Genomic DNA, 17,973 nt, shown 5'->3' with positions numbered 1-17,973 from the left:
CAGCAGAAGGACGTGCCCATGGCCAAGGAACTTTCCACGCAACTCGTTGAACAACTGCAGGCCGCGGGCGTGCGCCGCATCTATGGGATTGTGGGCGACAGCCTTAATCCAGTGGTCGACGCCGTGCGGAAAACCGGAGGATCCGCCCAAGGCGGCATCGACTGGATCCATGTCCGCCATGAGGAGGCCGCCGCCTTCGCCGCCGGTGCCGAGGCCCAACTGACCGGCCAGCTGGCCGTATGCGCCGGGTCGTGCGGACCGGGCAACCTGCACCTGATGAACGGGCTCTATGACGCCAACCGCACCGGAGCACCCGTGCTGGCCATCGCGTCCCACATTCCCAGCAAGCAAATCGGCAGCGGCTTCTTCCAGGAAACCCACCCGGATCGGATCTTCGACGAGTGCTCCGTGTATTCGGAGCTGGTGAGCACCGCGGAGCAGGCGCCCCGCGTGCTGCACAACGCGATCCAGCACGCGGTGGGCCTGCGCGGCGTGGCAGTCGTGACCCTGCCGGGTGACGTCGCCAGCCTGCCGGCCGCTGCGCCGTCGCCCCTGCAACGCCCGCTGCGGCCCGCCAGCCTGGTGCCGGCGCCGGAGAGCGTGCAGGAACTGGCCGACGCCATCAACAGTGCTACCAAGGTGGCCATCTTTGCCGGCGCCGGCGTGCAGGGCTCCCATGACGAAGTGCTGGCTCTGGCAGGATTGGTCAACGCGCCCATCGGCCACAGCCTGCGCGGCAAGGACTTCATCCAATACGACAACCCCTACGACATTGGCATGACAGGCCTGCTTGGCTACGGGGCGGCGGCGGAAGGGATCGAAGACGCGGACCTGCTCATCCTGCTTGGCACCGACTTCCCCTACGACCAGTTCCTGCCGGCGACCAGGACGGCCCAGGTTGACCGGGCGCCGGAGCACCTGGGCCGGCGCACCGACGTCGACCTCGCCATCCACGGCGACGTCCTGCCCACCCTCCGGACACTCCTGCCGCTGGTGAAGCAAAAGAAGAACTCCAAGTTCCTGGACGCCATCCTCAAGAAGCACGACAAGCTGATGAACAAGGCGGTCGGAGCGTACACGCGCAAAGCGGACAAACTGGTGCCCATCCACCCGGAATACGCAGCCTCCCTGCTGGACCAGATCGCCGCAGAGGACGCCATCTTCACCGCCGACACCGGCATGTGCAACGTCTGGACGGCCCGGTACATCAACCCGCTGGGCACGCGCCGGTTGATCGGCTCCTACCTCCACGGCTCCATGGCCAACGCGCTGCCCCAGGCCATCGGGGCGCAATCCGCCTTTCCGCACCGGCAGGTCATTTCCGTTTCCGGCGACGGTGGGCTCTCCATGCTCATGGGCGAGCTGGTCACGGCGGCCGCGCACAAGCTCCCCATCAACGTGGTGGTGTTCAACAACTCCACGCTCGGGATGGTGAAATTGGAGATGCTGGTGGACGGACTGCAGGATTTTGGCGTGGATGTCCCGGACGCAAACTACGCCGGGGTGGCCGCCGCACTGGGCTTCCACTCCGTCCGCGTCACCGACCCGTCGGAGATTGCCGGCGCATACCGGGCCGCGTTTGCCCACAACGGGCCTTCCCTGGTGGAGCTGATCACCGATCCGCAGGCCCTGTCCATCCCGCCGAAGATCAAGGGCGGCCAAGTGCTAGGTTTTGCCACGGCCATGTCAAAGATCGTCCTGAACAAGGGCGCCGGCGAGGCGGTCAGCATGGCCCGCAGCAACCTGCGCAACATCCCGCGCGGCTGAGAAACCGTGGTCACCGCCGTATCGGTCTTTGCTTCCTTGGCTGCACTGGTCCACGTGTATATCTTTGTGCTGGAATCACTGCGCTGGACGGCCCCGGCCACGCGCAGGACGTTCGGCACCACGGAGCAGGAGGCCCTGGCCACGAAGGAGCTGGCCTTCAACCAGGGCTTTTACAACCTGTTCCTGGGCTGTGTGGCACTCGCGGGCGTTGTCGCGGCGGCGGTCGGCCATCCCGGGGTGGGTGCCGCACTTGTCCTTGCGGGCTGCGGCTCCATGGTGGCGGCCGGGCTGGTCCTGCTCATGTCTTCGCCGGCCAAGGCCAAGGCGGCGCTGGTGCAGCTCGCGCTGCCGCTTGTCGCCGTCGTCCTCGGCGTAGTGTGGCTGACCAGGTGAGCCATTGAAACCCCCGGCGAACCGGCCTACCGTTGAAGGACATCCAAAGGGGGTGGCCAAAATGGAAATTCATCTGTGGTGGCTTGAGCTGGACCTGCCGGCGAAAGAGTGGCTGCGTGAGAACCTTGAGGCGGAATCGGTGCCGGACCATGTGCTGGCGGCCGTGCGGTCGGCTGGCGGCGACGTCGTCAATGGCACGCTGACCCAGCGGGAGTGGATCTTCGTCGAGACCCAGTCGGAATTCGTCGACTGACACCGGCGTGTCACACGGGGCTGGAATGCGGCCAAATGTGATATTAACTGCCACTGCGGGACAGGCGTCCGGTTGTGGGGGACAATGGAAAGGATGACTTCCCACCAAAACGCCCCCAGCACTGCTGCCGCGCCCACGGCCGCGCCCGCCAAGGTCCAGCCCGTCCGCCGTACCGCCCAGGTCAAGCCTGCCACCGAAGGCTGGAAGCAGGCCACCGGCCCCGAGGGCCGCCCGCTGCTGCAGTTCAAGTCCCCGCGCGTGTCCCAGCCTCCCGCACATCTGGCGGACATGACCCTGCCCGAGCGCGAAGCGAAGTTCAAGGAGATGGGCCTGCCGGCCTTCCGTGCCAAGCAGCTCTCCGTGCACTATTTCCAGCACTACACCACCGATCCGGAGCAGATGAGCGACCTGCCGAAGGACCGCCGCGCCGAAATCACGGACACCATGTTCCCCAAGCTGCTGACCGAGGTCAAGCGCCTGACGACAGACAACGGCGACACGATCAAGTTCCTGTGGCGCCTCTTTGACGGCTCGCTCGTGGAGTCCGTGCTCATGCGCTACCCCGGCCGGGTGACCCTGTGCGTCTCCAGCCAGTGCGGCTGCGGCATGAACTGCCCGTTCTGTGCCACCGGCCAGGCCGGGCTGACCCGCAACATGTCCACGGCCGAAATCCTTGACCAGATCGTCCAGGCCAACCGGGTCATCGCCGAAGGCGGCCTGGGCAACCTGCGCCGCGACGGCGGGCACGACGCCGAGCGCGTCACCAACATCGTCTTCATGGGCATGGGTGAACCGCTGGCCAACTACAAGCGCGTCATGAACGCCGTGCACAGGATGGTCGCCGACGGGCCCGAGGGCCTGGGCATGTCCGCGCGCGGCATCACCGTCTCGACTGTGGGCCTGGTGCCGGCCATCAACAAGCTGGCGCAGGAGGGCGTGGCCGTCACGTTCGCCCTGTCCCTGCACGCCCCGGACGACGAGCTGCGCGACGACCTGATCCCCGTCAATGACAAGTGGAAGGTCGACGACGCCCTCGACGCGGCGTTCAACTATTACAAGGTCACGGGCCGCCGCGTCTCCATCGAATACGCGCTCATCAAGGACATGAACGACCACCCCTGGCGCGCCGAGCTGCTCGCGAAGAAGCTGAACCAGCGCGGCCGCGGCTGGGTCCACGTGAACCCGATCCCGCTGAACCCGACCCCCGGCTCCATCTGGACCTCCTCGGAGCCGCACGTCATGCAGGAATTCATCGACACGCTCATCGAACACGGCGTGCCGACGACGCTGCGCGACACGCGCGGCAAGGAGATCGACGGGGCCTGCGGACAGCTTGCGGCTGCTGAGTAGGACCTAACTGAAGGACGACGGCGGAAACCGGGTTCCGGCGTCGTCCGTCGGTTGAGGGGATCTGGGGCGGGCGTTTGACGTCGTGCGCTGACCTGAGCCCGGAGACGCATGGTTGCAGCCGCGCATCTCGCGGCTGAGGTCAGCACTCGAGGCGGCAGGCTGCAGGATCGACGGGCCGCGCATCCGGGGAAGGGCTATAGGGCCGTCAATACGACGTACGCGGTGGCGGAACCGGGCTCGATCTCGGTGCGGCCGGCGTCGTGGATGACGGGCCCGGTCGCCTTCCGCGCCCCCTTATGGAAATCCCTGGCCGACAAACGGGCCACTCCCACGGGGAACCCGGCGGCCGCCCATGCATCGGCCGCGGGACCGGCGTCGAGGAGCCAGGCGAACAGCGCATGCGCAGCCTGCGCGGCGGCCTTGCCAGTGGACATTCCCAGGGAGTCGTTCAGCACAATGGTCAGCGGCTGGGGCGCCAACGGCACCCCCTCGGGCAGTTGCGTACCGGAGACCTGCAGCTTTGCCAGAAGCTTCGGGAGGCGCTCCGAGGGCATGGGCGGCAGGCCGACGGCGCTCGCGGCGCCAACGGCGGCGAGGGCATGGTCCGGGAAGGAGGCGAGCACCTTGGCAAACATTTTCGCGTCCGCACGGCGCACGGACTTCGCAAACGCGCCGGCGGCCCAGAGCGGCCAGGCGGGATTGCCGGGGTCCTGCCGGTACGCCTTCACCGAGGCCAGCGCCGCCACGGCAATGCCTTCGTCCCGGCCGGCCGGTTCGTCCCTGTCCACCAACAGGACGATGGGCTGGACCAGCTCGCGTGCCGTCGGCTCTTCGGGGGCGGCAACCCCGCTGGATTCACTCACCGCACCAGCCTATGCCGCCGCCGGCGGTCGCTCCACCGGGCCACGCGCACCGAACCACATGACAAACCACGCCCCGGCTGGACCCGCCCGGCATATGCTGGGAGGGTGAAGCAATTCCAACGCAACACCCCACCCGCCGCAAGCGATGAAGGGACAGCGTCATGACAGAGACCACCCCCAACGCCAACTTTGACTGGAGCGCCGCCACCGCACTGCTCTTCGACCTCGACGGCGTGCTGACGCCCACCGCCCTGGTGCACGAACAGGCCTGGCGCCAGCTTTTCGACGGCTACCTGGCTGAAACGGGCCACGCCAGCTACCGGGACAGCGACTATTTTGACTTCATCGACGGGAAGCCCCGCTTTGACGGTGTCCGCGACTTTCTGGCCTCCCGCAACATCACCCTGCCCGAGGGGCCTCTGGATGACGACCCGGCGCACGACACCGTCCACGGCCTGGGCAACCGCAAAAACGGGGTGTTCAACGCCATCATCGACGCCGGAGGAGTGGCCCCCTATCCGGGGTCGGTGAGGTTCGTGGAAGCCGCGCTGGGGCGCGGTCTCAAGCTCGCCGTCGTCTCCTCCTCCCGGAACGCACCCGCCGTGCTCAAGGCGGCCGGCCTGGACCACCACTTTCCCGTGGTGGTCGACGGCGAGCTGGCGGCCGGGCGCGGGCTGCCCGGCAAGCCCAACCACGACACCTTCAGCTACGCGGCGGAACTGCTCGGCGTGCCCACCAGGGACTGCATTGTGGTGGAGGACGCCGTGTCGGGTGTGCAGGCCGGGAGCGCAGGTGACTTCCGCGCCGTGATTGGCGTGGACCGCGGCGCCGGCCGCCAGGTGCTCCTCGACGCCGGCGCCACCCTGGTGGTCGACGACCTCGCCGAACTGCTCTAACTCCTGCCCGCCAGCCCCAGCTTGAAACTTCACTTCCCCCGGAGGAGAGAATAATTCCATGACACTGATCAATTCCGACCGGCAGCGCTTCCCCTGCGACCCCTGGAAGCTGGTGGAGACTTCCTTCGACCTGGACAGCGAAGGCACCATGGAGACACTCATGGCGCTGGGCAACGGCCACCTGGGAACCCGGGGTTCACATGCCTTTTCCGGCCCCGGGGTGCTGCCGGGCACGTTCATCAATGGCTTTTATGAAACCTGGGACATCCAACACGCCGAGAACGCCTTTGGCTTTGCCCGGACGGGCCAGCGCATTGTCTACGTCCCGGACGCCAGCAATTTCACTGTCATTATCGACGGCGAACACCTACAGCTGACCGAGTCCACGGTCCTGGACTACCGGCAGAGCATTGACTTTGCCACCGGCGTCCATGAATCCGCCATTGTTTGGGAGGCGCGTTCAGGTGCCAAGGTCACGACCGTGCTGCGGCGCGCCGTTGGCTTTGAATCCCGGGGACTGATGGGCATTGACCTGACGATCTCGGCGGACCAGGAGGTCTATGTCGACGTGACGAGCGCGGTCGTGGACCGGCAGGACCAGCCGGCCACCGAGCCGTCCCTCAACGACCCCCGGAGGCCCGGCCGCCACGCGGACAGGATCCTGCAACCGCTCTATCTGGAAGGGTCAGGCGGCGCCCTGGACTTGGCGTGGGAGACGGCATCCTCGCACCAGCGCGTGGCCTTGGCCGTCCGCCACCAGATCAATTCGGAGGATCAGCCTTTTGAGACCCTGGTGGCCGAAGACGTTTCAACGGTCCGCTACGTCCTGGCCCTCGAGGAAGGCGCGACGTTCCGGTTGGAAAAGACCGTGAGCTATGCGGTGGGCGGGGAAAGCACCGCCGAAGACCGAGGAGAGGTGCTTGCCGCCGAAGCGGGGGCCGTGCTGCTGGACGTCGAGGCCATCTTCGCTGACAGCGCCGACCATTACCGCCGCTACTGGGACGTGGCGGACATTGTCATCGGCGGCCAGCCGGAGTTGCAGCAGGCGGTGCGCTGGAACCTGTTCCAGCTGGCCCAGGCCACCGCGCGGGCCGGCGTCTCCGGCATCCCGGCGAAGGGCGTCACGGGAGCCGGCTATGAAGGCCACTACTTCTGGGACCAGGAAATCTACCTGCTTCCCTACCTGACCTACACCAATCCGCAGGCGGCCCGGCAGGTGCTTGAATCCCGCCACCAGATGCTCCCCACCGCGCGCCGACGCGCCGCGGAGCTCAGCGTGGACGGCGCCCTGTTTGCCTGGCGGACCATCAACGGGCTGGAGGCCAGCGCCTACTATGCAGCCGGGACGGCGCAGTTCCACATCGCCGCCGCCATCGCCTTTGCCGCCAACCGCTACGAGTGGGCCACGGAAGACCCCGCCTTCCGCGACGAAATCGGCGCGGACCTGCTCATTGAGACGGCCCGCATGTGGGCTTCCCTGGGCTTCTTCGGCAAGGACGGAATGTTCCACATCCACGGGGTCACCGGGCCCGACGAGTACACCGCCGTGGTCAACGACAACCTGTACACGAACGTCATGGCCCGCTTCAACCTGCGCAAGGCGGCCGCCGTCCAGGGACGCCCGGATGTCACGGAGCGCGAACAGCAGGTCTGGCAGCAGGCCGCAGACCGCATGTCCCTGCCCTACGACACGCACCTTGAAGTTTTCAGCCAGGACGCGGACTTCATGACCTTGGAGCCCTGGGACTGGAGCACGCCCAGGGACAAGTATCCCCTGCTGCTGCACTTCCACCCGCTGGTGATCTACCGCCACCAGGTGCTCAAGCAGGCTGACACCGTGCTGGCGATGTTCCTGCAATGGCAGGACTTCACAACGACGGAAAAGCAGCGCGCGTTCGACTTTTACGATCCCATCACCACCGGGGACTCCACCCTGTCAGCCTGCGTGCAGGGCATCATGGCGGCCGAGGTGGGCTACGGCCAAACCGCGCTGAAGCACTTCACCGAGGCGGTCTTCATTGATCTCGACAACACCCACGCCAACACCGTCGACGGGGTGCACATCGCCTCGGCGGGTGGAATTTGGAGCTCCCTGGTGTGCGGCTTCGCCGGCATGCGCGATCAGGGCCCGATGTTTCACTTTGACCCCCGCCTGCCACTCGGCTGGGACAGCCTTTCCTTCAAGCTGAAGGTCCGTGGAGACCTGCTGTCCGTCTCCCTGGCCACCGATTCCATCACGTTCAGCCTGCTGGACGGGCACGACGCCGGACCGCTGGCCGTGGACGTGCGCGGCACCACCGTGCAGCTCAACCCGGGGGAGGACGTCAAGGTGGCGCTGGAGCCGGTGCCGGTGGCGACGCGGGAAGTGTTCCCCAGCAGCTTCCCGACCACCGGCATCCCCATCATCGGAAAGGGGCTGTCCTAGCGCCTCCAGGGGTCTGCCCGCCGTCTTCGGTCCGGCGCCGTTTTCGCTCCTTCGCCCGTTGTACACATCTGGCGCCCCGACTCGAAGGGACGTCCCCGGAGCCGTACTTTCGGCGGGCCGCTACGTCCTGCAGTCCGCCATGTCCGCACCGCCGCTGGCCGGCGCGTCCGTGTGGGATGCTGGGTGGTGCGGCCCCGCCGCCGCGCCACCGCATTCTGCCGCCAGGAGCCTGCCATGAACCGTCCGCTGACCATTGCCGCCCGTGCCCAGGTGCCGCCGTTTGCCGTGATGGACATCCTGGCGCGGGTGGCCGATCTGCGTGCGGCCGGACGGGACGTCATTTCACTGTGCGCAGGGGAGCCGGGCGGGGGCGCGCCGTCGGCAGTGTCCGCCGCGGCCGCTTCCATCCACGCCGCCGGGGCCCCGTTGACGTACACGCCGGCACTGGGCACCGCCGAACTCCGTGAAGCCATCGCCGGCCACTACCGGCGCTGGTACGGGCTGGACGTCCCGGCACGGAACGTCGCCGTCACCACCGGCTCCTCCGGCGCGTTCATGCTCGCGTTCCTCTCCGCCTTCAATGCGGGCGACCGTGTGGCGCTGGCCCGCCCCGGCTATCCCGCCTACAAGAACATCCTGCGCGCGCTCGGCATTGACGTCGTGGAACTCGACTGCGGCCCGGAGACCCGCTTCCAGCCCACCCCCGGCCAGCTCGAGGCAGCCGTCCTCGAACGTGGGCGGCTCGCCGGCTTGGTGCTGGCCTCACCGGCGAACCCCACCGGAACCATGGTGTCCCGGACGGAACTGGCGGCCTTGGCCAGCTGGTGCGCCGTGAATTCCGTGCGTTTGGTGAGCGACGAAATTTACCATGGAATCACTTACCCCGCCGCGGGCGACCCTGACGCCAAAGGGGTCTGCGCGTGGGAACTGGACCGGTCAGGCGTCGTCATTTCCAGCTTTTCCAAGTACTGGGGCATGACGGGGTGGCGGCTGGGATGGGCCCTTGTGCCCGACGACCTCGTCGGGGTGGTGGACGCGCTCGCCGGCAATGTGGCGCTGTGCCCGCCGGCCCCGGCCCAAATGGCGGCCGTGGAGGCATTCAGCGGGCTCTCCTACGCCGAAGCCGACACGGCCGTGGCGGATTTTGCCCGGACCCGCGCGTACCTGCTCGCGAACTTGGACCGGCTGGGTTGGGCCGACGCCGCCCCGGCCGACGGTGCTTTTTACCTGTATGCGAACCTCGGCGCAGCCATGGACGGGTTCGCGGACTCGGCCGCCTACTGCTCGGCGCTGCTGGAGGCCGAGGGCGTGGCCGTGGTGCCCGGGCTAGATTTTGACACCCTCAACGGCAGCCGCACCGTGCGGCTGAGCTTTGCCGCCGGGTACGACGCCGTCCGCGAGGGGCTGGAGCGCATCGTCAACTTCCAGCAGGCGAGGGCCTAGGGACGCCTGGCCCCGTGCCTTGCGGAAGGCCGGTTGGTGGGCGAAATAGGGACGGTTGAGCCCTGCACAGCCAGGGCCGGCCCGAACCTTGTCCACAGTTGAGCGGGGTGCCCTTTTGCTGGGGGCCAGTGGTTGCAATTGTTGGTCCTTGGAAAGGAAAACCATGGAACATGAATTGCCTGACGAGGTACGGCGGGACGTTGACACCCTTGGCATGGACCTGACGCTGCCGCTGCCCCACGAGTGCCTGTTTTGTTATGTCTGGAGCATGGTGTTGTGTTACGGCTGCCACGGCCTCCATTGGGCGAAGCGGTACCAGGAGCTTTGTGCGCCGCGTGCGACCGCACTGGTCCAGCGGTTGGAAGCACAAGGCGGCTATTGCGACTGCGAAATGTTCATGAACGTTGTCGGCCAGCGGTTCGCCTGGTGGCTGCCTGCGCCGGACGATGGGGTCGATGACTGGGAGGACGGGACGGGGGAGCCGGAGAAACCGCCCTGTTTGGGGGCCAGAAAAGGTTCAACGCAGGCATGCGATTTGTGGTTCGGCCGGGGCGGGCACTCATTCACCCATTACTAGCGCGCCGGTGGATCAGGTGCCGCCGTCGCTTCCATGGCGCCAGAAGTGCTGAAGCAGCCTCCACAGTCCCAGTGAGCATGGGCCAGTGCCTCGAAGGTCATGGATCTCGTAGGTCACGGACATGGAACGTCCGCCGATCACGTTGGCCGTTGTGGTGATCCCAACGTGCCTTAGTACGCTTCCGTGGTGAACGCGGAGGTTTGGGATCCGAGTGCTGTCCCCGCTGCAGTCTGCCGTACGCCGTGCCCAGCTGCCTCGGAGTCCGCCGAGGCTCGACGCAGCCGTGCAAGCTCTGGCGGTGGAAAGCCGACGTTGCCCGTGAACGAATGCTCGGCTTGTGGCAGGCAGACATCGGGTGGTGAGTTGGGGGGGCCGGCCACCACTGGCTGCCCGTTCGGGCAGGGGCTACTTTTGCAGGTGGTCCACCAAGGATTCAGCAATGCCGATGTACGTGGCTGGGGTCAGGGCCAGCAGGCGTGCCTGGGCGGCGTCGGACAGGCCCAGGCCGGAGACGAACTCCTGCATGCGCGCCGCGTCCACACGGCGGCCGCGGGTCAGGTCCTTGAGGCGCTCGTACGGGTCTTCCATCCCTGATACGCCGGCCAGGGCCTCGGCCCGCATGACCATCTGGATGGCCTCGGCAAGGACTTCCCAGTTGTGGTCGAGGTCATCCGCGAGCACGGACTCGGCCGTGTCCAGCCGGCCCAGGCCGCCCAGCACGTTGTTGATGGCCAGCAGGGAGTGGCCGAAGGCGACGCCGATGTTGCGTTGGCTGGAAGAGTCGGTGAGGTCCCGCTGCCAGCGGCTCGTCACGAGGGTGGCGCCGAGGGTGTCCAGCAGGGCGTTGGAGATCTCCAGATTCGCTTCGGCGTTTTCAAAGCGGATCGGGTTGACCTTGTGCGGCATGGTCGAGGAACCGGTGGCGCCGGGAACCGGAATCTGCACGAAGTAGCCGATGGAGATGTAGCTCCAGACGTCCGTGCACAGGTTGTGCAGGATGCGGTTGAAACGGGCAACGTCGGCGTACAGCTCTGCCTGCCAGTCGTGCGATTCGATCTGGGTGGTGAGCGGGTTCCATGTCAGGCCCAGGCTTTCGACGAAGCCGCGGGAGACATCCTGCCAATTGGCTTCAGGAACGGAGGCATAGTGGGCGGCGTAGGTGCCCGTGGCGCCGTTGATCTTGCCCAGGAACTCCGTGTTGGCGATCCTGTCCAGCTGCCGCGTCAGGCGGTGGGCCGTAACAGCCAGTTCCTTGCCCAGCGTCGTCGGCGTCGCGGGTTGTCCGTGCGTGCGCGAAAGCATCGGGACGGCACGGTTTTCCTCGGCCATTTCGGTGATCCTGGCCACGAGGCTGCGGGCTGCCGGCAGCCAAACGTCATCGACCGCTCCCTTGATGCCCACGGCGTAGGAGAGGTTGTTGATGTCCTCGCTGGTGCAGCCGAAGTGGACCAGCGGCTTCAGGCGCTCCAGGCCCAGGGCGGCCAGACGGTTGCCGATGAAGTATTCCACTGCCTTGACGTCATGGACGGTGACCTTTTCAATCTCCGCAAGTTCCGCAACCGAATCGGCGTCGAACTCGGTGACAATGGCGCGCAGGCCCGCCTGCTGCTCGGCAGTCAACGGCCCGGTGCCCGGCAGCACGTTGTTGCTCGTGAGGTGGATGAACCACTCCACCTCAACGCCGACGCGGTCGCGGTTCAGGGCGGCCTCGGAGAGGTAGTCGACCAGCGGTGCGACGGCGCCTGCGTACCGGCCGTCGAGCGGACCCAGGGCGATGCGCCGTTCGGAAGCGGCCAGCGACAGGCGGCCGGAAGGAATGCGGGAAATGGCGGAGGCGGAATCAGACATGGCCCAATTCTTTCATGAACGGCGGGTTCCACCGCAGTGTGTCCGTGCGGCAGCACTTTCGACCGCACTGCTTCCTGCACAGCGCGGGCCCGCCCCCGCCTTGTCCCCATCGCGGGCACGGGCGCTGGCGGGGGCCGCGGGTGGTGCCTATTGTCGAAATCGACGTCCCACAGGGGGCGGTGTCCCGCGGTGGGCAGTGCGGAGAGTGCAAGGGGGCGACGGCATGGACTACTCGACGGACCGGCGGGCAGCACAATTGACCGGACCGGGGCAGCCTGGTCCGCAGCAGTGCAGCGGCCCGTCCGGCTTCTGGGTTTCGGGCAGTTCCCCGGGCGACATGTCCGCCCTGTCCGCACGGTTGTCCCGGCTGGCGGGCGCGATTGACAATGCCCAGGCCCGGCTGTCCAGTGCCACGGCCCTGGAGTGGGCCTCCACGGCGGGAGAAGCCTTCCGACAGGAGGTCGCGTTGCGCTTGGCGGACCTGGCGGCCGGTTCTTCCGATGTCAGGATGGCTTCCGACTACGTGGCAGCGTACGCCAGGGTCCTTGATGAACTGGCCGCAAAAGGGCCCGGACTGCTCGGAGGCTGAGTCATGGAAGGGAAGGCCGACGACGGAATCAGCTTCAGCATTGCCGGCGGGGCAGGCCGGGTGAAATATACGTTGGCCGAAATCGAGTTGACGGCCAGGGGAATTGACCTGGTCGGGCGGGACGCACAGGAACTGGCCGCCAGTCTCGGCAGCGAGCTGCGGTGGATGTCGGAGTTTGCGGCGGGATTGCTGGCGTCGGGCCTGCAAGCGGCCAACGGCACGCAATACGCCGCACGGGCCGCCGAGGCCGTCCTGTCGTCGGCGCAGGGATCGGTGGCGGCCGCGGCGCAGGGAGTGGCCGAACTTGCCTTGCATGCATCAGCCGCCGCCCAACGCTATGAGGCAGCCGAAGCCGAGACGGTTGCACGTGAAAATGCGCAGCGCATGAAGGCCCTGTTTGGCGGGATCGAGGTCGAGTCCGCGGGTATCTTCGGTCCGTTGGTGCTTTGGTGGCAGGTCCACAAACTGCAGGATGTCGCGGCGCGGGCTGGGCTGCGGGACAAGACTGAAGACCTGCTCAACGACGGTCCGGCGTACCTGGCCGGTCTGCTCGGTCCCATGGCGGGGCTGGCCTATCTGCTCGGCCGGGTCCCGTCCGGACAGGACCCATCACGTGGCGGGCTCAATGCCGGAGTCTTGCCGGCCGCCGGCCTGCGGAAGTTCTTCGACTGGACCGGGCTGGCCAAACCGGGGCATCTTGAACTGAGGAGAGTGCCGGCCGGCGAATGGCACGGCCGGCCCGAAGACTGGAGCCCCGGCCGTGCTGTCCCGGATCCGTCCGGCGGACTCCAGGTCGACGTCGACCCTCGGGCAGCGGGCCTGCTGTCGGGCAGCCGGGACGCGTACGGCTACCCACCGGGGTCCATTGTCGTGGACCGCCTGGACCGCCTGGACGGAACACGTGCCTGGATCGTGCATTTGCCGGGAACCGAGGATTGGTCACGGGTCGACAGCGTCAACCCGATGGACCTCGAAGGGGACCTGGAAGGCATGACGGCGGCGCAGCCAGCCCTCTTCAGGCAGCAGCAGATCGTGGTTCAGGAAATGATGAAGCAGGCCCTGACGGACGCCGGCGCGCTCCCCACGGAGGATGTCATGATCACGGGGCACAGCGGCGGCGGGATCCACGCTGCCGCCGCCGCCGCAAGCCCGGCGTTCCTGGCCGACTTCAATCTTAGGATGATCATTATTGCCGGAGCCCCGGCCAGAAACCTGCCCGTCCCTCCCGCCGTCAAGGTGCTGGACCTGCAAAACGAAGACGACATCGTTGCCGCTGCCGACTACGGTCCGCCGCCCGGTTCCGCCAACTGGGTGACGGTGACCTCCCACCGGCCCGGGGCCCCGCGCGGCAAGGACCCGGTTGAGGTCATCAAGGCCGCCCACGACCTGGGAAACTACATCGACGACGCGCATGCCCTGGAACGGAGCAGCGACCCGGGCATCAAGGCGGTGCGGGAGAGTGTCGGTGTCTTCATGGGAGGCGTCGCGGCCGCTCGCGGTCCGATGAACGTCCCCGGTGGCGGTACGGTGAAGGTGTCACGAAGCGTCTACCAGGGACGGGACGTCGACGACGCCCAGCCTGATAAACGCCAGCCTGGTAAACGGCGAGCCCGCTAACCGGCACAGGGCCGGCTAGCGCCGTGCGTGCCGCCTGGTCAGGCCGCCCATCAGCATCGAGACGATGCTGATGATCACGGCAGCGATGACGGCCGTCCAGAAGAAGTGGTCAATGGTGAAGTGCACGGGCGTGAACGAACTGAGCCATGAGGTCAGCCACAGCATGGCGGCGTTGATGATGATGGTGAACAGTCCCAACGTCAGAATGGTGACGGGAAGGGTCAGCAGCTTCACCACAGGCTTGACCAAGGCATTGACCACACCAAAGACCAGGCCGATGAAAATGAACGCCAGCGCCTTGTTCACGGTGGCGTTGGAGGTTTCCAGGCCGCTGGTGCCGGTGTTCACCACGGCCATCCCGGGCAGGAGCCAGGCGGCAATCCACAAAGCAAGACCGTTGACGAGGACCCGCAGCACAAATCGCATCATGCAGCCATGCTTTCACAGACAGCCTTCCGCGCGCAGCCGTCCATGCTCAATTAGGCTAGGAGCATGACCCTGAACAGCCAAGCCCAGCAATCCGGCGTCCACCCGCGCCCCGTCGTGGGCCGGCTGCCCAAATATGCCGCGGGCAAGCCGCCGGTGGAAATCCCCGGGCTCGAAAGCTTCAAACTCTCATCCAACGAGAACCCGCTGGGCCCGGTACCCGCGGTGCTGGAACTGCTGCACGGCACGCTGGAGGTCCACCGCTATCCGGACACCACCTGCGCCTCCCTGCGTAACGCCCTGGGGACGTTCCTGGACGTGCCGGCGGACGACGTCGTCACCGGCGCAGGGTCCCTGGGAGCCCTGAACCAGATCCTGGCGGCCTTTGCCGGGGCGAACGACGACGGCATACCCGATGAGGTTGTCTACGCCTGGCGCTCTTTCGAGGCGTACCCAATCTGCGTCGGACTGGCCGGTGCCCGGAGCATCCAGGTTCCCGTCCGCAGCGACGGCACGCACAACCTTCCCGCGATGGCGGCCGCCGTCACCGGAAACACCAAGGTGGTGCTGTTGTGCACGCCGAACAACCCCACGGGTCCTGTGCTCAGGACCGCGGAAACGGAGGAGTTCATCCGCAGCGTGCGCTCCGACGTCGTCATTGTCATCGACGAGGCGTACCAGGAATTCGTCCGCGCGGAAGATGCCGTTGACGGGATCGCCATGTACCGCAAGTACCCGAACGTGGTGGTCCTTCGAACGTTCTCCAAGGCGCACGGGCTGGCCGGGCTGCGCGTCGGCTATTCAGTCTCGCAGCCGGAGGCCACCGCCTACCTGCGCGCCGCGGCCACGCCGTTCGCCGTCTCCGGGATTGCCGAACAGGCCGCCGTCGCATCACTGGAAAACTACGGAGAGGTTGTGGAAAGGGTACAAAGCCTGGTGGACGAGCGCGACCGCGTGACCCGGGGCCTGAAGGCGCTGGGCTGGGACATCCCTGAAGCACAGGGCAACTTTGTGTGGCTCAATCTCGGTTCCGACACCCCGGAGTTTGCCGCCTTGGCGGACAGCCACGCGCTTTCGGTGCGGGCATTTGGCCACGAAGGCGTCCGCGTCAGCATCGGCGAGGTGGAGGCGAACACCCGTTTCCTTCAGATCTGTGCGTCGTACACAAAAGCGCCGCATCCTTCCTAGCCATTAACAAAGGCGGGAAAACCCGGACTGTACCGCTACAGTTGTAAATCGAAAATGGAAATATATGCACTTCGCGGAATACATTCCCGCAGAGGCATATGTCGATACCAACGAGCCGGTGCAGCGGATCCCCGCGGTCAAGTTGCGGCCAGGCAAACGAGGAGACGGTATGGGCTCTGCCCAGCAAGCTGCCACCGGCACAGGGCCTTCCGCCGGCGTGCTGCAGGCCAACGGCGTTGGCGACGGCGACATGGTACAACTGCTGGATGCCGGCGGCACGCGCCGTGAGGACGGCATGTTTAGCCCGTACATCGACGCCCTGGACGCGGAAACGCTGCGCGGCTTTTACCGCGACATGGCCCTGGTGCGCCGCTTTGACGCGGAGGCCACCGCGCTCCAACGCCAGGGCGAACTGGCGCTGTGGGTGCCGGTCGTCGGGCAGGAAGCGGCGCAGATCGGCTCCGGCAGTGCGATGAACAAGGCCGATTACGCCTTCCCCACCTACCGTGAACACGGCGTCGCCCTGACCCGCGGCCTGGACCTGGCCGATCTCCTGAAGTTGTTCCGCGGTGTCACCAACGGCGGGTGGGATCCCCGAGAGAACCATTTCCACCTGTACACGCTGGTACTTGCCGCCCAGACGCTGCACGCCGTCGGCTACGCCATGGGCATCCAGCGCGACCTGGCGGCGGACGGCGCAACCGAGCCTGCCGCCGTCGTGGCCTACTTTGGCGACGGGTCCAGCAGTGAGGGCGATGTCCACGAATCCATGGTCTTCGCCGCCTCCTACAACGCGCCGGTGGTGTTCTTCTGCCAAAACAACAACTGGGCCATTTCCGTCCCGTTTGAGGTGCAGTCGAAAATTCCGCTGGTCAACCGCGCGGGGGGCTACGGCTTCCCCGGCATCCGCGTCGACGGCAATGACGTCCTGGCTGTGTACGCCGTGACGCAGTGGGCGCTCGAGCACGCCCGCTCCGGCCGCGGTCCGGTGCTGATTGAGGCCTCCACGTACCGCGTGGGCGCGCACACCACGGCCGACGACCCCACGAAGTACCGCCTGAACGCTGAGGAGGAATCGTGGAAGGCAAAGGATCCGCTGCAGCGCCTGGAAACCTACCTGCGCGCCGCCGGCCTGGCCGCCGACGACTTCTTTGACCAGCTGAAGAACGACGGCGACGAGCTGGCCGCGCATGTCCGGCGCGCCACGCTGGCGCTGGGCGGGGCGGACATCCGCCAGAAGTTTGCCACCGTCTACGCCGAGGCCCATCCGCTCGTGGCCGAGGAACTGGCCTGGTTTGAAAACTACGAAGCGTCCTTTGCCGACGCCGGCTCCCAGACGTCCCAGGGCGGTGCCGCATGACGACAATGACCATCGCCAAGGCGATCACTGAGGGCCTGCGCGCCACGCTGGCCAACGACCCCACGAGCTTCCTGATGGGCGAGGACATCGGATCCCTCGGCGGTGTCTACCGCGTCACGGAGGGCCTGAAGGCCGAATTTGGCGCGCACCGCGTCATGGACACGCCGCTGGCGGAATCCGGGATTGTCGGCACCGCGATCGGCATGGCCCTGCGCGGCCACCGCCCCATCTGTGAGATCCAGTTTGACGGCTTCGTGTTCCCCGCCTTCAACCAGATCACCACTCAGCTGGCCAAGATCCACACGCGCTCCGACGGCCAGCTCAGCGCGCCCGTGGTCATCCGCATTCCCTACGGCGGTGGCATCGGCTCCATCGAGCACCACTCCGAATCCCCCGAGGCGCTCTTTGCGCACACGGCGGGACTGCGCATCATCACCCCCTCCAACGCCAACGACGCCTACTGGATGATCCAGCAGGCCGTGGCGTGCAAGGACCCGGTCATTGTCTTTGAACCCAAGCGCCGCTACTGGCTCAAGGGCGAGGTTGACACGGAAAAACCGGCCCGCGATGCGTTCGCCGCACAGGTGGTCCGCGGCGGCACGGACGCCACCATCGCCGCCTACGGCCCCCTGGTGCCGGTGGCCCTGGCGGCCGCCAACGCCGCCGCCGAGGACGGGCACAGCGTGGAGGTCATCGACCTGCGCTCCATCTCGCCGATCGACTTTGACACGGTCGAAGAATCAGTGCACAAGACGGGCCGGCTGGTGGTGGCCCATGAGGCGCCCACCTTTGGCGGCATGGGCGGGGAAATCGCGTCCCGCATCAGCGAACGCTGCTTCTACTCACTCGAGGCCCCGGCCATCCGGGTGGGCGGCTTCCACATGCCCTACCCTGTGGCGCGCGCGGAAGAGCACTACCTGCCGGACATTGACCGCATGCTGGAGGCGTTGGACCGCGCCTTCACGTACTAGGAAGGCC

16 protein-coding genes are annotated in these 17,973 nt (G+C 66.7%); 13 read left to right on the top strand and 3 right to left on the bottom strand.

What is annotated here, in order from left to right:
- The first annotated feature begins 18 nt into the window (after positions 1-18).
- The 4 genes from DMB86_RS01900 to rlmN all read left to right on the top strand — a co-directional run bounded on the left by DMB86_RS01900 (position 19) and on the right by rlmN (position 3,763).
- Entirely contained in the window at positions 19-1,767 is a 1,749-nt protein-coding gene (locus DMB86_RS01900) for a pyruvate dehydrogenase (RefSeq protein ID WP_113719263.1), read from the top strand.
- A gap of 6 nt (positions 1,768-1,773) precedes the next feature.
- On the top strand, positions 1,774-2,160 hold the full coding sequence (locus DMB86_RS01895) for a DUF1304 domain-containing protein (protein ID WP_113716318.1): 387 nt from the start codon (positions 1,774-1,776) through the stop codon (positions 2,158-2,160).
- A gap of 61 nt (positions 2,161-2,221) precedes the next feature.
- Complete coding sequence (locus DMB86_RS01890; protein ID WP_113719262.1) at positions 2,222-2,413, top strand: hypothetical protein; 192 nt, start codon at positions 2,222-2,224, stop codon at positions 2,411-2,413.
- 93 nt (positions 2,414-2,506) lie between these two features.
- A complete protein-coding gene (rlmN, locus tag DMB86_RS01885) occupies positions 2,507-3,763 on the top strand; it encodes a dual-specificity RNA methyltransferase RlmN (protein WP_227878534.1) in 1,257 nt (418 codons plus the stop codon).
- Between the two features lie 194 nt (positions 3,764-3,957).
- On the opposite strand, the gene DMB86_RS01880 is transcribed toward rlmN, so the two are convergent.
- Positions 3,958-4,626: a peptidyl-tRNA hydrolase gene (locus tag DMB86_RS01880; RefSeq protein ID WP_227878533.1), complete on the bottom strand. Its 669-nt coding sequence runs from the start codon at positions 4,624-4,626 to the stop codon at positions 3,958-3,960.
- Between the two features lie 161 nt (positions 4,627-4,787).
- Between DMB86_RS01880 and DMB86_RS01875 the strand changes: the two genes are divergently transcribed.
- The 4 genes from DMB86_RS01875 (at position 4,788) to DMB86_RS01860 (ending at position 9,967) form a co-directional block, all read left to right on the top strand.
- Complete coding sequence (locus DMB86_RS01875; RefSeq protein WP_113716316.1) at positions 4,788-5,522, top strand: HAD family hydrolase; 735 nt, start codon at positions 4,788-4,790, stop codon at positions 5,520-5,522.
- A 58-nt stretch (positions 5,523-5,580) separates the two neighbouring features.
- On the top strand, positions 5,581-7,947 hold the full coding sequence (locus tag DMB86_RS01870) for a glycoside hydrolase family 65 protein (RefSeq protein ID WP_113716315.1): 2,367 nt from the start codon (positions 5,581-5,583) through the stop codon (positions 7,945-7,947).
- A 234-nt stretch (positions 7,948-8,181) separates the two neighbouring features.
- Positions 8,182-9,390: an aminotransferase class I/II-fold pyridoxal phosphate-dependent enzyme gene (locus DMB86_RS01865; RefSeq protein WP_113716314.1), complete on the top strand. Its 1,209-nt coding sequence runs from the start codon at positions 8,182-8,184 to the stop codon at positions 9,388-9,390.
- A gap of 163 nt (positions 9,391-9,553) precedes the next feature.
- Positions 9,554-9,967: a DUF2695 domain-containing protein gene (locus DMB86_RS01860; protein ID WP_113716313.1), complete on the top strand. Its 414-nt coding sequence runs from the start codon at positions 9,554-9,556 to the stop codon at positions 9,965-9,967.
- Positions 9,968-10,372: 405 nt separating this feature from the next.
- Here the strand turns inward: DMB86_RS01860 and purB are convergent, their stop codons facing one another.
- Positions 10,373-11,815 carry an adenylosuccinate lyase gene (purB, locus tag DMB86_RS01855; protein ID WP_113716312.1) on the bottom strand — a complete coding sequence of 481 codons (1,443 nt, stop codon included), beginning with the start codon at positions 11,813-11,815 and terminating at the stop codon, positions 10,373-10,375.
- A gap of 223 nt (positions 11,816-12,038) precedes the next feature.
- Here purB and DMB86_RS01850 point away from each other — a divergent pair, with 223 nt between their 5' ends.
- Together DMB86_RS01850 and DMB86_RS01845 are read left to right on the top strand one after the other, a co-directional pair.
- The gene (locus DMB86_RS01850; RefSeq protein ID WP_113716311.1) at positions 12,039-12,404 is read left to right on the top strand and encodes a hypothetical protein; all 366 of its coding nucleotides are present in this window, start codon (positions 12,039-12,041) and stop codon (positions 12,402-12,404) included.
- 3 nt (positions 12,405-12,407) lie between these two features.
- A complete protein-coding gene (locus DMB86_RS01845) occupies positions 12,408-14,021 on the top strand; it encodes a hypothetical protein (protein WP_113716310.1) in 1,614 nt (537 codons plus the stop codon).
- Positions 14,022-14,036: 15 nt separating this feature from the next.
- Here the strand turns inward: DMB86_RS01845 and DMB86_RS01840 are convergent, their stop codons facing one another.
- Complete coding sequence (locus DMB86_RS01840; RefSeq protein ID WP_113716309.1) at positions 14,037-14,450, bottom strand: phage holin family protein; 414 nt, start codon at positions 14,448-14,450, stop codon at positions 14,037-14,039.
- A 63-nt stretch (positions 14,451-14,513) separates the two neighbouring features.
- Here DMB86_RS01840 and DMB86_RS01835 point away from each other — a divergent pair, with 63 nt between their 5' ends.
- The 3 genes from DMB86_RS01835 (at position 14,514) to DMB86_RS01825 (ending at position 17,966) form a co-directional block, all read left to right on the top strand.
- Positions 14,514-15,635 (top strand): histidinol-phosphate transaminase, encoded by a 1,122-nt coding sequence (locus DMB86_RS01835; RefSeq protein WP_113716308.1) that lies wholly within the window; start codon positions 14,514-14,516, stop codon positions 15,633-15,635.
- Positions 15,636-15,804: 169 nt separating this feature from the next.
- Positions 15,805-16,995, top strand: coding sequence for a pyruvate dehydrogenase (acetyl-transferring) E1 component subunit alpha (gene pdhA, locus DMB86_RS01830; protein WP_227878532.1), 1,191 nt, complete (start codon positions 15,805-15,807; stop codon positions 16,993-16,995).
- Entirely contained in the window at positions 16,992-17,966 is a 975-nt protein-coding gene (locus DMB86_RS01825; protein ID WP_113716307.1) for an alpha-ketoacid dehydrogenase subunit beta, read from the top strand. The genes pdhA and DMB86_RS01825 overlap by 4 nt, the downstream gene beginning before the upstream one ends.
- Positions 17,967-17,973 lie beyond the last annotated feature (7 nt).

The sequence above is a fragment of the Arthrobacter dokdonellae genome (genome assembly GCF_003268655.1).
GTDB lineage: Bacteria > Actinomycetota > Actinomycetes > Actinomycetales > Micrococcaceae > Specibacter > Specibacter dokdonellae.
Note: the sequence above shows the minus strand (reverse complement) of the source record. Positions and strands in the feature narration are given on the sequence as shown.

Excerpts from the sequence above, each read along its gene's own strand:
- DMB86_RS01900 (WP_113719263.1), top strand. The coding sequence starts at position 19 with ATGGCCAAGGAACTTTCCACGCAACTCGTTGAACAACTGCAGGCCGCG.
- DMB86_RS01890 (WP_113719262.1), top strand. The coding sequence starts at position 2,222 with ATGGAAATTCATCTGTGGTGGCTTGAGCTGGACCTGCCGGCGAAAGAG.
- rlmN (WP_227878534.1), top strand. The coding sequence starts at position 2,507 with ATGACTTCCCACCAAAACGCCCCCAGCACTGCTGCCGCGCCCACGGCC.
- DMB86_RS01875 (WP_113716316.1), top strand. The coding sequence starts at position 4,788 with ATGACAGAGACCACCCCCAACGCCAACTTTGACTGGAGCGCCGCCACC.
- DMB86_RS01870 (WP_113716315.1), top strand. The coding sequence starts at position 5,581 with ATGACACTGATCAATTCCGACCGGCAGCGCTTCCCCTGCGACCCCTGG.
- DMB86_RS01865 (WP_113716314.1), top strand. The coding sequence starts at position 8,182 with ATGAACCGTCCGCTGACCATTGCCGCCCGTGCCCAGGTGCCGCCGTTT.
- DMB86_RS01860 (WP_113716313.1), top strand. The coding sequence starts at position 9,554 with ATGGAACATGAATTGCCTGACGAGGTACGGCGGGACGTTGACACCCTT.
- purB (WP_113716312.1), bottom strand. The coding sequence starts at position 11,815 with ATGTCTGATTCCGCCTCCGCCATTTCCCGCATTCCTTCCGGCCGCCTG.
- DMB86_RS01850 (WP_113716311.1), top strand. The coding sequence starts at position 12,039 with ATGGACTACTCGACGGACCGGCGGGCAGCACAATTGACCGGACCGGGG.
- DMB86_RS01845 (WP_113716310.1), top strand. The coding sequence starts at position 12,408 with ATGGAAGGGAAGGCCGACGACGGAATCAGCTTCAGCATTGCCGGCGGG.
- DMB86_RS01840 (WP_113716309.1), bottom strand. The coding sequence starts at position 14,450 with ATGATGCGATTTGTGCTGCGGGTCCTCGTCAACGGTCTTGCTTTGTGG.
- DMB86_RS01835 (WP_113716308.1), top strand. The coding sequence starts at position 14,514 with ATGACCCTGAACAGCCAAGCCCAGCAATCCGGCGTCCACCCGCGCCCC.
- pdhA (WP_227878532.1), top strand. The coding sequence starts at position 15,805 with ATGGGCTCTGCCCAGCAAGCTGCCACCGGCACAGGGCCTTCCGCCGGC.
- DMB86_RS01825 (WP_113716307.1), top strand. The coding sequence starts at position 16,992 with ATGACGACAATGACCATCGCCAAGGCGATCACTGAGGGCCTGCGCGCC.